At 67.9% G+C, this 12,001-nt stretch carries 11 protein-coding genes; 9 read left to right on the forward strand and 2 right to left on the reverse strand.

What is annotated here, in order from left to right; translation table 11 throughout:
- The first annotated feature begins 16 nt into the window (after positions 1-16).
- From NNJEOMEG_RS17505 to NNJEOMEG_RS17545, 9 genes are all read left to right on the forward strand, one after another.
- A complete protein-coding gene (locus NNJEOMEG_RS17505) occupies positions 17-1,012 on the forward strand; it encodes a beta-ketoacyl-ACP synthase III (protein ID WP_173086759.1) in 996 nt (331 codons plus the stop codon).
- Between the two features lie 67 nt (positions 1,013-1,079).
- On the forward strand, positions 1,080-1,829 hold the full coding sequence (gene fabG / locus NNJEOMEG_RS17510) for a 3-oxoacyl-[acyl-carrier-protein] reductase (protein ID WP_173086760.1): 750 nt from the start codon (positions 1,080-1,082) through the stop codon (positions 1,827-1,829).
- Between the two features lie 34 nt (positions 1,830-1,863).
- Entirely contained in the window at positions 1,864-2,097 is a 234-nt protein-coding gene (gene acpP / locus NNJEOMEG_RS17515) for an acyl carrier protein (RefSeq protein WP_173086761.1), read from the forward strand.
- 75 nt (positions 2,098-2,172) lie between these two features.
- Positions 2,173-3,414 (forward strand): beta-ketoacyl-ACP synthase II, encoded by a 1,242-nt coding sequence (fabF, locus tag NNJEOMEG_RS17520; RefSeq protein ID WP_173086762.1) that lies wholly within the window; start codon positions 2,173-2,175, stop codon positions 3,412-3,414.
- A 117-nt stretch (positions 3,415-3,531) separates the two neighbouring features.
- Positions 3,532-4,770 carry a serine hydroxymethyltransferase gene (gene glyA / locus NNJEOMEG_RS17525; protein ID WP_173086763.1) on the forward strand — a complete coding sequence of 413 codons (1,239 nt, stop codon included), beginning with the start codon at positions 3,532-3,534 and terminating at the stop codon, positions 4,768-4,770.
- Between the two features lie 108 nt (positions 4,771-4,878).
- The gene (locus NNJEOMEG_RS17530) at positions 4,879-5,334 is read left to right on the forward strand and encodes a deoxycytidylate deaminase (protein ID WP_173086764.1); all 456 of its coding nucleotides are present in this window, start codon (positions 4,879-4,881) and stop codon (positions 5,332-5,334) included.
- Between the two features lie 7 nt (positions 5,335-5,341).
- Complete coding sequence (ribD, locus tag NNJEOMEG_RS17535; RefSeq protein WP_173086765.1) at positions 5,342-6,439, forward strand: bifunctional diaminohydroxyphosphoribosylaminopyrimidine deaminase/5-amino-6-(5-phosphoribosylamino)uracil reductase RibD; 1,098 nt, start codon at positions 5,342-5,344, stop codon at positions 6,437-6,439.
- A gap of 107 nt (positions 6,440-6,546) precedes the next feature.
- Complete coding sequence (locus NNJEOMEG_RS17540) at positions 6,547-7,893, forward strand: DUF945 family protein (RefSeq protein ID WP_173086766.1); 1,347 nt, start codon at positions 6,547-6,549, stop codon at positions 7,891-7,893.
- 9 nt (positions 7,894-7,902) lie between these two features.
- A complete protein-coding gene (locus NNJEOMEG_RS17545) occupies positions 7,903-9,582 on the forward strand; it encodes a CocE/NonD family hydrolase (protein ID WP_173086767.1) in 1,680 nt (559 codons plus the stop codon).
- An 11-nt stretch (positions 9,583-9,593) separates the two neighbouring features.
- Here NNJEOMEG_RS17545 and NNJEOMEG_RS17550 read toward each other — a convergent pair whose 3' ends face one another.
- Together NNJEOMEG_RS17550 and NNJEOMEG_RS17555 are read right to left on the reverse strand one after the other, a co-directional pair.
- Complete coding sequence (locus NNJEOMEG_RS17550; protein ID WP_173086768.1) at positions 9,594-10,550, reverse strand: DMT family transporter; 957 nt, start codon at positions 10,548-10,550, stop codon at positions 9,594-9,596.
- Between the two features lie 26 nt (positions 10,551-10,576).
- The gene (locus NNJEOMEG_RS17555; RefSeq protein WP_173086769.1) at positions 10,577-11,479 is read right to left on the reverse strand and encodes a hypothetical protein; all 903 of its coding nucleotides are present in this window, start codon (positions 11,477-11,479) and stop codon (positions 10,577-10,579) included.
- Between the last annotated feature and the right edge of the window lie 522 nt (positions 11,480-12,001).

Raw genomic sequence — 12,001 nt, forward strand, 5'->3', positions numbered from 1 at the left:
CACCCCCCCCCCCTCCATGCAGCCACGCTTCACGCTTGAAGGCTTCGGCCGTTACGTCCCGCAACGGGTGCTCACCAACGCGGACCTCGAATCCATCGTGGAAACGAGCGACGACTGGATCACCACGCGCACAGGCATCAAGGAACGGCGCATCGTCGCCCCCGGCGAGGCCTGCACCGACCTTGCCGCCCACGCCGCCCGCGCGGCCCTGGACAACGCCGGGCGCGCCGCCGGGGAGTTGAGCCACATCTACGTGGCGACCTTCACCCCCGACACCGTCTGCCCCCCGGCCGCCTGCACCCTCCAGGACAAGCTGGGCCTCAAGAACCTGGCCTGCATGGACATCGCCGCCGCCTGCTCGGGATTTCTCTTCGCGCTGGACACCGCCATGGGCGCCGTCGCGCGCAAGCCCGACTCCGTGGTGCTGGTGTGCGCCTCGGAAGTGGTCACCAGCCGCACCAACTGGGCCGACCGCGCCACCTGCGTGCTCTTCGGAGACGGCGCGGGGGCCGTGGTGCTCTCCAACCGCGAGCCCAAGCCAGGCCAGGCCAGCGTGCGCGACATCATCATCCAGAGCGACGGGGCGCTCGGCCCCCTGCTCACCGTGAAGGGCGGCGGCTCGGCCCACCCCTACAAGCTGGGCCAGACCGTGGACGCCGACCACTTCATCGAGATGATCGGCCCCGAAATCTACAAGAACGCCGTGCGAAACATGACCCAGGTCTGCGAGGACATCCTGGCCCGCAACGCCCTGACCATGAACGACGTGGACCTCTTCATCCCCCACCAGGCCAACCTGCGCATCATGGAAGGCGTGGCCAAGCGCCTGCGCTGCCCCGAGGCCAAGGTGATGATCACCGTGGACCGCTACGGCAACACCGCCGCCGCTTCGGCCCCCATCGCCCTGGCCGACGCCCTGGCCGAGGGCCGCGTGGGCCCGGGCTCGCGCGTGCTCATGACCACCTTCGGCGGCGGCTTCACCTGGGCGGCGGCGCTGCTGGAATTCGCCTAGAAATTGCCATTTGTCATCGCGACACGTTTGCGCTAGGAACAATTCTCACCTCGACCCCGGACAGCCCATGAAAAATCCTCCCCGGCTCACAGCCCTCGTCACCGGAGGCTCGCGCGGCATCGGCGCGGCCGTTTCCAAGCGCCTTGCCCAGGACGGCTTCTCCGTGATCCTCACCTACGTCTCCAAGCCCGAGGAGGCCAAGGCCGTGGCGGCCCACATCATGGCCGAGGGCGGAGAGGCCCAGGCCCTGCGCCTGGACGTGGGCGACCGCGAGGCGATCGCCGCCTTCTTCAAGGAACACATCGAGGGCAAGGTGGACCTGGACGTGCTGGTGAACAACGCCGGCATCACCAAGGACGGCCTGCTCGTGCGCATGAAGGACGAAGACTGGGACCGCGTGATCGGCGTCAACCTCACCGGGGCCTTCACCTGCCTGCGCGAGGCCGCCAAGATCATGATGAAGCGGCGCGCCGGGCGCATCGTGAACATCGTCTCGGTGGTTGGCCAGACGGGCAACGCGGGCCAGGCCAACTACGTGGCCGCCAAGGCCGGGCTCATCGGGCTCACCAAGACGGCCGCCGTGGAGCTGGCCCCGCGCGGCGTCACCGTGAACGCCGTGGCCCCCGGCTTCATCGAGTCCGACATGACCTCCGTGCTTCCCGAGGCCGTGAAGGAAAATTTCCTGCAGCAGATTCCGCTGAAGAAAATGGGCACGCCCGAGGATGTGGCCTCGGCCGTGTCCTACCTGGCCTCGCCGGGGGCGTCCTACGTCACCGGGCAGGTCCTGGCCGTCAACGGCGGCCTCCACCGCAGCTGAGCTAGCCAACCATCCCCCACCAAGGAGAACTCGAATGTCCGTCGCTGAAAAAGTTAAGGAAATCATCGTTGACCAGTTGGGCGTCTCTGCCGACGAGGTCAAGCCCGAAGCCAAGTTCGTGGACGATCTGGGTGCCGACTCCCTCGACCTCACCGAGCTGATCATGGCCATGGAAGAGGAGTTCGGCGTGGAAATCGCCGACGAGGACGCCCAGAAGATCGTCAAGGTCCAGGACGCCATCGACTACGTGGCGGCCAAGCAGGCCTAGCCTGCCACCATCATACGCCTTGGCGGCCGGTCTCACGCCCGGCCGCCCGGCTTTCCCCCCAAGGCGCCAAAGACCATGAAGCTCCATCGCGTCGTCGTTACCGGCATGGCCGCCGTCACCCCCCTGGGCAACGACCTGGCCACCAGCTGGACCAACCTCCTGGGCGGAGTCTCGGGCGCGGGTCCCATCACCCGCTTCGACCCCACAGGCTTCGACACCACGTTCGCCTGCGAGGTCAAAGGGTTCGACCCCTCGCCCTTCATCCCCGCCAAGCAGGCCAAACGCCTCGACCTCTTCGCCCAGTACGCGGTCGCCGCGTCGCTGATGGCGATCAAGGACGCGGACCTCGCCATCACCCCCGAGCTGGCCCCCCACGTGGGCACCATCATCGGCTGCGGCATGGGCGGGCTCTCCACCATAGAGGAACAGCACAAGAAGCTCCTGGCCGGCGGTCCCTCGCGGGTTTCGCCCTTCTTCATCCCGGTGCTCATCGCCAACATGGCCGCAGGCCAGGCGGCCATCTTCACCGGCGCCAAGGGCCCCAACGTGTGCACCACCACGGCCTGCGCCTCCGGCGCCCACGGCGTGGGCTACGCCTATACCGACATCATGCTGGGCCGCTCCAAGGCCATGATCTGCGGCGGCGTGGAATCCACCATCGCCGTGCTGGCCGTCTCCGGCTTCAACGCCCTGAAGGCCCTCTCCACCCGCAACGACGACCCGAAGCGCGCCTCGCGCCCCTTCGACAAGGAGCGCACCGGCTTCGTCATCGGCGAAGGCGCGGGCATCCTCGTGCTGGAGGAACTGGAGTTCGCCAAGGCGCGCGGCGCGCGCATCCTGGCGGAGGTGGTGGGCTTCGGCGCTTCCGGCGACGCCTTCCACATGACCGCCCCCCCCGAGAGCGGCGAAGGCATGGCCCTGGCCATGGGCGCGGCCCTGCGCGAGTCGGGCCTCAAGCCCGAGGAGATCGACTGCGTGAACGCCCACGGCACCTCCACGCAGTTGAACGACGCCTGCGAGACCAAGGCCGTCAAGACCGTCTTCGGCAGCCACGCCCACAAGCTCTCGGTCACAGCCAACAAGTCCATGATCGGCCACTGCCTCGGCGCGGCCGGAGCCATCGAGAGCGTCTTCTCGATCAAGTCCATCATGGAGCAGGTGGTGCCCCCCACCATCAACTACACCACCCCCGACCCTGACTGCGACCTGGACTACACACCGGGCGAGCCGCGCAAGCGCGAGGTGCGGGCCGTGATGAACAACTCCTTCGGCTTCGGCGGAACCAACGCCAGCGTCGTCTTCAAGCGCTTCGAATAGACCGGCTCACACGGCGGGACGCCCCATGCGGGGCGTCCCGCTTCAGTTTGCATCACGACGGGCTTCGCGGGTTCTGGCCGGCAGGTCCGTTCACCTTTTTCAGCAGGAGGGCCTTCCATGGACGAGATCTTCATCCGCGATCCCGAAATCGCCGCCGCCATCGCCTCCGAGATCGAACGCCAGGTCTGCGGCCTGGAGCTCATCGCCTCGGAGAACTTCGTCTCCTCCGCCGTGCGCCAGGCCCAGGGCTCGGTGATGACCCACAAGTACGCCGAGGGCTACCCCCACAAGCGCTACTACGGCGGCTGCGAATTCGTCGACGTGGCCGAAGACCTCGCCCGCGACCGCGTGAAGCGCCTCTTCGGCTGCGACTACGCCAACGTGCAGCCCCACTCCGGCTCCCAGGCCAACATGGCCGTCTACTTCTCCGTGCTCAAGCCCGGCGACACCATCCTGGGCATGAACCTCTCCCACGGCGGCCACCTGACCCATGGCAGCCCCGTGAACTTCTCCGGCCGCTTCTTCAACGTCGTCTTCTACGGCGTGAACAAAGACACCGGCACCATCGACTACGACGAACTGGCCAAACTCGCCGCCGAACACAAGCCGAAGATGATCGTGGCCGGGGCCAGCGCCTACCCCCGCATCATCGACTTCGACCGCTTCCGCGCCATCGCCGATTCCGTGGGCGCGCTGCTCTTCGTGGACATGGCCCACATCGCGGGGCTGGTGGCCGCAGGCCAGCACCCCAGCCCCATCGGCAAGGCCCACTTCACCTCCTCCACCACCCACAAGACCCTGCGCGGACCGCGCGGCGGCCTGATCCTGGCGGGCGAGGCCGAAGCCAAACAGCTCGATTCCCAGATCTTCCCCGGCATCCAGGGCGGACCGCTCATGCACGTGATTGCGGCCAAGGCCGTGGCCTTCGGCGAGGCCCTGCGCCCCGAGTTCAAGACCTACCAGGAGCAGGTGGTCACCAACGCCAAGGTCATGGCCGAGGGTCTGGTGGCCCTGGGCTACAACCTGGTCTCCGGCGGCACGGACAACCACCTGATGCTCGTGGACCTGACCAACAAGGACGTGACCGGCAAGGACGCCCAGATCGCCCTGGACGCGGCGGGCATCACGGCCAACAAGAACACCGTGCCCTTCGAGACGCGCTCCCCCTTCGTGACCAGCGGCATCCGCCTGGGCACGCCCGCGCTCACCACGCGCGGCATGCGCGAGCTGGAGATGGAAAAGGTGATCGCCTGGATCGACGCCGCCATCACGGGCCGCGACAACGCCACGAAGCTCGCCGAGGTGAAGGCCGAGGTGAAGGCCTTCGCCAGCAAATACCCCCTCTTCGCCTGGTAAGCCCGGGCCGGGGAACGCCGAACGTCAAAGGGCCGCCGGGAGCACCGGCGGCCCTTTCGCTTGACAGCGCGCCCAAGCCCCAGCACTAGATTTCGACACGGAGACACAATGGACCAACGCCTCCCCTGGCCCGAATACTTCATGCGCATCGCCTTCCTTGTGGCCGAGCGCTCTACCTGCCTGCGCCGCCGCGTGGGGGCCATCGCCGTCAAGGACAAGCGCATCCTGGCCACGGGCTACAACGGCGCGCCCGCAGGCACGGCCCACTGCCTGGACATCGGCTGCCTGCGCGAGAAGCTGGGCATCCCCTCGGGCCAGCGCCACGAGCTCTGCCGGGGCCTCCACGCCGAACAGAACGTGATCATCCAGGCCGCGACCCACGGCGTGTCCCTCGTCGGGTGCGAGATATACTGCACCACGCAGCCCTGCATCATCTGCACGAAAATGCTCATCAACTGCTCCGTCCAGCACATCCACTACGCCGAGGGCTACCCCGACGAGCTCTCCAAGGACATGCTCGACGAAGCCGGAGTCGGCTTTGACATCCTGCCCAGACACCCATGAGGCCTTCATGGCCCGCGCCCTGGACCTCGCCCGCCGGGGCAAGGGGACCACGGCCCCAAACCCCTGCGTGGGCGCAGTGCTCGCCCGCGAAGGCCGCGTGGTGGCCGAAGGCTGGCACCAGCGCTGCGGCGGCCCCCACGCAGAGGTGAACTGCCTGGCCGACGCCCGCGCCAAGGGCGTGGACCCGGCCCTGTGCACCCTCTACGTCACTCTGGAGCCCTGCAACCACTACGGCCGCACGCCGCCCTGCACCAAGGCCGTGCTGGAGGCGCGAGTGCCCCGCGTGGTGGTGGGCTGCCTGGACCCCAACCCCCAAGTGGAAGGCGGCGGCGCGGACTTCCTGCGCTCCCGAGGCGTGGAGGTCGCCGTGGGCGTCCAGGAGCGACGGTGCCTGGACCTCATCGCGGATTTCAACGTCTGGCGCTTCACCTCGCGCACCTACAACATTCTCAAGATGGCGGCCACGCTGGACGGGCGCATCGCCGCCCGCTCGGGCCGCGCCGCCTGGGTGAGCTGCCCCGAATCCCGCTCCATGGTGCACGACCTGCGCGCCCGCGTGGACGCTGTGGTGGTGGGCGGCGGTACCCTGCGCCAGGACGACCCCAGGCTCACGGCGCGGACCGAGGGCCGCTCCCTGGAGCGCCAGCCCCTGGCCGTGGTGGTCACGTCGCTCTTGCCCGAATCCGGCTCGCCCTTCTCCCTTTTGCGCGAGCGCCCGGAGCAGACCGTGTTCTGGACCGACGCCGCCAACGCCGCCTCCACCCGGGCAGAGGCCCTGCGCGACATGGGCGTGCGCGTGTGGGACCTGCCGCCCCTGGAGGGCGAACGCCTGGACCTCGGCGCGGGCTTCGAGCGCCTGCGCGCCGAGGCCGCCTGCCACGCGACGCTCTGCGAGGGCGGCGGACGTCTGGCCCTCTCCCTGGCCCGGCAGGGGCTCATGGACGAGTTCCTCTACGTCCTCGCCCCCAAGATACTCGGGGACGAACAGGGCGTGCCCGTGTTCGCGGGAGGACCGCCCCACGAGATGGACAAGGCCCTGAACCTGCGCCTCGCGGACGCGACCCCCCTTGGCCAGGACCTGCTCCTCTCCTACCGCCCGGCCTAATCCCCTCTGCGTGCGACGAAACGCTCGCGCCCGGGGCCCGGATAAGGCATAAGTTCACGCATGGGCCAGGCCCACGGGTTCCTACACATCAACCGGCAGGTCTCACCATGCGTACTTTACTCGCCATCCTGGCTGCGGCGCTTCTGATCCTTCTGGGCTCCTTCCTTTATTTGGGTGCCCAGGCGCGCGAGGCGGTCCAGCAATACCTGTCCCCGGCCGCTTCCGGCGCGACAGGGGCGGCCATGTCCCTCAAGGAGCGTTCGAGCGGACTCTTCTCCAGCCGTCTGGTCTTCCGCCAGGAGATGGTGTTGTCCGAAGACTCCGGCAAACACGAGGAGGCACCCCACGTCGTCTTCGACGTCGTCTGCGACATAGCCCACGGCCCCCTGCCCCTGGCCGCCGGCAGCTTCTCCCCCAGCCTGGCGCTTGTCGCGGTCAGCTTCGCCGTGGACCCCGCCTCGGACGCCTCCGTGCGCGATTTCTTCCAACGCCTCCCGGAACTTGCTGCCACCCGGGCCACCATCCGCTACGCCTTCGACCGCAAGTCCGTCATGGACCTGACCGTCCCACCCCTGGAGAGAACCCTCCCCGACGACAAGGGAGGGCAGGTCACCGTCCGATTCCAGGGGCTCACGGCCACCGCCGTCGCGAACGCCGCCATGGAGGCCGTCGAGGGAACGCTCGCCTCGCCCGGGCTGAGCCTCCGGGACAAGGACGCCGGGACGGATCTCGACGGGCTGAGCCTCACCTTCGACTCGAAAATGTCCCGCCCCGGCTTCTGGACCGGAACCTACGTCCTCAAGGCCGGTTCGCTCCGGACGGTCCAGTCCGGCGGGCAAGCCCTCCACCTTCGGGATGCCCGGGCGGACATGGGCCTTCTTCTCAAGGGCGATGCCCTGGACTATCTCTTCGCCCTGGCCGCGACCGTGGCCCCCGAGAACGGCCAGCCAGTCCCCCTGCGCGCGAGCCTTGAGACCCGCAACCTTGACGCCGCCGCCATGGAACGTCTCACCGCACTTCTGCGCGAGAGCCAGGTCCCGGGTCGGGGCGCTCCGGATGAAGCCCAGATGCGCGCCGTGGGCGAGGCGCTGCTCAAGGGCCGCCCGCAGCTGGACCTGGATCTCAATCTCCTCGATGGAAACGCACTCCAGGCCCTGCACGCCGAGGTCCGCGTCGAGGAGCTCTCCGAAATGCCTCAACACCTGGCCGGGCTTCTGCCTTTCCTGCGCGCCAAGGCCGCCTTTTCCGGCCGGGAGGCGGACCTCCTGGGCCTGCTCTGCGCCATCAAGGCCCTGGGCCACGGTCTGCCCCCGGAACAGTGCGGACAGGTCCTGTCCATGACCGTTGAAAACCAGGTCGCCCTGGGCCGACTGCGCAGGGAAGGCGACCGGCTCCTGGCCGACGCGCTGTGGGACGGCGACCGGTTCACGCTCAACGGCGCGACCCCGCGCTAGGAGTCTCCCATGGACCTCCCCAGCTGCCTCGCACGGCTCCGCTACGCCAAGGAACGCATCCACCGCATGATCCGGCCCCGGGTAACCGTGACGCCCCCGCCCCCGGGCGTGCGCTTCGAGCGCGACGTGCCGGTGGCCATGCGCGACGGAACCATCCTGCGCGTGAACGTCTTCAGGCCCGAGTCCGATGGCCCCTGCCCGGTGATCCTCTGCGCCCACCCCTACGGCAAGGACGACCTGCCAAAGCCCGACGGGAAAGGCGGCCACAAGGTCCCCCTGCGTTTCCACCTCTTTCGCCAGCCCGAGCCCTTCGCCTTCTCGGCCTGGACCAGCTGGGAGGCCCCGGACCCGGCCTTCTGGGTCCCCCGGGGCTATTGCGTGGTCAACTGCGACCTTCGCGGCTTCGGCACGTCGGACGGCCAGGGCACGCTGCTCAGCCACGCGGAATCCCTCGACTACTTCGACCTCATCCAATGGGCCGCCTCGCAGCCCTGGTCCACGGGCAAAGTGGGGCTCCTGGGTGTCTCCTATCTGGCGCTCAGCCAGTACCGCGTTGCCCAGCTGAACCCTCCGGGGCTCGCGGCCATCTGCCCCTGGGAGGGCTTCAGCGACCTCTACCGGGACCTGGCCTATCCCGGCGGTGTCCGCGAGGACGGGTTCATGAAGCTCTGGAGCAGGCAGGTGCTCAAGGCGGGCCGTACGACCGACAATCCCAGGCAGGCCCAGCTGGACCACCCCCTGCGCGACGCATGGTGGCAGGAGCACGCGCCGGACCTGGAGTCCATCAACGTCCCCATGCTGGTCTGCGCAAGCTTCTCGGACCACTGCCTGCACTCGGGCGGGTCCCTGCGGGCCTTCCAGCGCGCCTCTTCGGCCCATAAGTGGCTCTACACGCACCGGGGAGGCAAATGGAGCACCTTCTACGGCGAGGAGGCCAGAAAGGCCCAGACAGCCTTTTTCGGCCAGTTCCTCAAGGGCGAGGACACGGGCATCCTCGACACCCCGCCCGTGCGCCTGGAAGTGCGCGAAAGCGGGAACGCCGTTCGGGAGGTACGTCAGGAGCCCTCCTGGCCGCTGCCTGGAACGGTGTGGACGCCCCTCCACCTGGACGATTCGGGCAGCCTTTCGGCTGCGATCCCGTCGCGGCGCACCGGCTTGACCCTGGACCTGCCCTCCGGCCGCGCCGTCTTCGAGCACGTCTTCGATCAGGACACGGAACTGACCGGCTCCATGAACTTGCGCCTGCATCTGGAACTGGAGGGCGCGAAGGACTGCTGCCTCTTCGCGGGGGTGTACAAGCTTTCCGGCAGGCGCACGGTGGGGTTCGAGGGGTCCTACGGCTTCGGGCTGGACAGGGTGGCCACGGGCTGGCTGCGCGCCTCCCATCGAGAGGGCGGGGTTGTTTCCACGCTTCCAGGCGCGTCCGAACCCGCCCACACGCGCGCCCAGCCCCTTGCGCCCGGAGTGGTCGTGCCGTTGGACATCGCCCTGCTGCCCTCGGCCACGTTCTTTCGCAAGGGCGAGGGGATGCGTCTCGTGGTGCAGGGCCGCTGGTTCGAGCCCCGAAATCCCCTGTTCGGGCAGTTCCCGGCGGGCTACGAGGCCAGCACGCCCTGCCGTGCACGCCTGCACTTCGGTGAGGGGTGCGACTCGGCGCTGACCGTGCCGGTGATCCCTCCGCGCGGGTGATCCGCCCCCCGTCACGCCGCTTTGCTTGAACTCCTGCTTGCGGCCCGGAGCCCCCAGGCCACGCCGCCGAATACCAGGGCCATCCCAGCGGCCTCCACGGACGAGGGGAGCTGGCCCTGCAGGATGCAGGCGTAAAGGATGCCCGAGACAGGCCAGAACACGATGGCCTGCCCGGCCACGCCCGCCGGGAGAAGCGTGTTCGCCTTGTTCCACATCACACCGCCAAGCCAGGAAACCGCCAGCCCAAGCACCAGCGAGCCGCAGACGTAGGCCAACGGCGTGGTGGGGGTTCCTTCCCAGGGAAGCGAACGCACAAGCGCGAGTCGTCCCGCCAGGGCGACCAGGGAGAAGACAAAGGCCGCGCAACCCACGGCGTTGGCCCAACGCACCGGCGAGAGATCCGGGTGGCGCTTGAGGAAGAGGAGATTGGCCACAAGGTAGAAGGTGAGCAGCGCCAGGGCCGCGAGGCTCGCGACCATGCCCCAGCCCAGCGCCGATGAGGAGAGCCCATGCCCGTGCCGGGCCAGGTTCACGGCGGTCAGCCCGGCGCCGATGGCGCACAGGGGCAGCGCCATGCGCCGCCAGGGTGTTTCGCGGGTCTTGAGGTTGGCGGCCAAAGCTACCGTGACGGGGGTGAGCCCCATCACTAATGTGGGAAGCGCCGCTCCAGCCAGCTCGATGGCCGCCACGAGCACCGTGTAGCAGCCGTAATAGCCCGTGAAGGCGAAGAGAAATGCCGTGGCCCACTGGGAACGCGCAAGCCCGCGCACAGGGCCGCCGCGCCACATGAGCAGGGCCGCCAGGGAGCCGAACACCAAGTATCGGCCCAGGGACACGTCCCATGGCGAGATGCCGGGCATCAGGAGCGGGGCCACGAAGGATATGCCCCAGAGGCTCGCGCCGAGTATGGCGCAGAAAACTCCCGGCGCGCCGATGCGGGCCTGAGGGCGCGACGAAGCCCCCTTCACGACATTACATCCAAGAGCACGGCTGCCTACCGCGTGGCCTTGGAAAGGCGTTCGTCCAGTTGCGTCTGGATGGCGGCCAGAGCGGTCTCGCAGGCGGCGGCCGCGTTCTGCTTGCGCTGCATGGAGAGCGCCAGGGACTTCACGTCCGAATTGATGCGGGAGAGTTCCAGCACCCTGGCGTTCACGGCCAGAAAGGCCTCAAGATCGGCGCGCGCCTGGGCCAAAGCATTCGCCAGTTCAGGCGAAGCCCCCTGCCCCGCCCCCTGGAGAGCCTGGCGCGCCTTGGCCGCTCCTGCGTTCATGGCGGCCTCGATCTCTGTCATGCGCGCGTCCGATGCCTCTGCGATGTGCGGCCCCTGGAGGGCCAGAATACGGGCGGCTTCCGCCAGAACGGTCAGGCAGGCCAGGGACGTGCCCGTGTCCTTGCCGCCCTGAAGGCCCACGGCTTTGCCCAGGGATGCCTCCAGCCGGTCGAGGGCCAGAACTCCTTCGGAATAGGAGAGCATGGAGGCTAGCGTGTTGGTCTTCTGCACCACCAAGGGGAGAAATTCCTTGTCGATGGACGACAGCTCGGACCATCCCCTGTTGAAATCCTCAAGGCGCTCCAGGAGCGGACCCGAGGAATCCTTGCGCAAGGCAGCGTCCAGAACCGCGCGCGCCTGTTCCACACGCTTGGCGGAAGCTGTCGCTTCCTGCGCGTAAGAAGCCGCCTGCTCTCTGCTGCTGGAAAGGAGCGCGTTCTTTTCGGCCTCAAGGTTCTTGCGCAGGTCGACGCGCATGCCCGCCGCCAGCTGAGACAGCCGCACCTGCGTGGTGAGGGTCTCCTCCAGGCGCAGGTCCGGTCTGTCCAGGAACGCCAGGGCGAGAAGAAGAAGCGTGGCGATTAGGCCCAGGGCAAGCAGCCCATAGCGTTTTTTCATGTCGCTCATGATCGTACCTCGCTATTGAGGACATTCTGCGCTCAACAGGCCGGTTTGTACAGCCTGGAGCCTGTGGATTCACTGGCCAGGAGGCCGAGTGGCGCACATGTCCATAGAACGGCATTCGCTCACGCGTTCCCCAGATGACTTCCTGCCATCCACCGTTGCCGTATTGACCAGTTCGGGTCGTATTGAGGTGAGAGGATGAAGGGCAGCAGAGTATTTGAGGGTTCCACATTGCCGTTGGGCATGGCACGGCGTGTTTCACCGGGAATGGATGGAGTGTGGAGCTCGGAATCCGGGCGACGCACTGGAGCCGCCGGGGAGGAGCCTCCTCTGGGCAGTATCCCGCCCGCGAGTTCGAGTATTGAGCAGGTCGCCCGTGGAGGATGGGTTGCTGAGGTTGCAACAAAGCAAGCCGCCCGCTCATTCGAGCGGGCGGCTTGTTTAAAGGATCCTGGCAGCGACCTACTTTCCCACCAGCGGTCCTGGCAGTATCATCGGCGAAGGAGGGCTTAACTTCCGAGTTCG

Source organism: Fundidesulfovibrio magnetotacticus (assembly GCF_013019105.1).
Taxonomy (GTDB): domain Bacteria; phylum Desulfobacterota; class Desulfovibrionia; order Desulfovibrionales; family Desulfovibrionaceae; genus Fundidesulfovibrio; species Fundidesulfovibrio magnetotacticus.

Bases quoted from the DNA above. Each gene is read 5' to 3' on its own strand.
- glyA (WP_173086763.1), top strand. From the start codon at position 3,532: ATGGACGAGATCTTCATCCGCGATCCCGAAATCGCCGCCGCCATCGCC.
- fabF (WP_173086762.1), top strand. From the start codon at position 2,173: ATGAAGCTCCATCGCGTCGTCGTTACCGGCATGGCCGCCGTCACCCCC.
- NNJEOMEG_RS17540 (WP_173086766.1), top strand. From the start codon at position 6,547: ATGCGTACTTTACTCGCCATCCTGGCTGCGGCGCTTCTGATCCTTCTG.
- fabG (WP_173086760.1), top strand. From the start codon at position 1,080: ATGAAAAATCCTCCCCGGCTCACAGCCCTCGTCACCGGAGGCTCGCGC.
- NNJEOMEG_RS17555 (WP_173086769.1), bottom strand. From the start codon at position 11,479: ATGAGCGACATGAAAAAACGCTATGGGCTGCTTGCCCTGGGCCTAATC.
- NNJEOMEG_RS17545 (WP_173086767.1), top strand. From the start codon at position 7,903: ATGGACCTCCCCAGCTGCCTCGCACGGCTCCGCTACGCCAAGGAACGC.
- NNJEOMEG_RS17530 (WP_173086764.1), top strand. From the start codon at position 4,879: ATGGACCAACGCCTCCCCTGGCCCGAATACTTCATGCGCATCGCCTTC.
- NNJEOMEG_RS17505 (WP_173086759.1), top strand. From the start codon at position 17: ATGCAGCCACGCTTCACGCTTGAAGGCTTCGGCCGTTACGTCCCGCAA.
- acpP (WP_173086761.1), top strand. From the start codon at position 1,864: ATGTCCGTCGCTGAAAAAGTTAAGGAAATCATCGTTGACCAGTTGGGC.
- ribD (WP_173086765.1), top strand. From the start codon at position 5,342: ATGGCCCGCGCCCTGGACCTCGCCCGCCGGGGCAAGGGGACCACGGCC.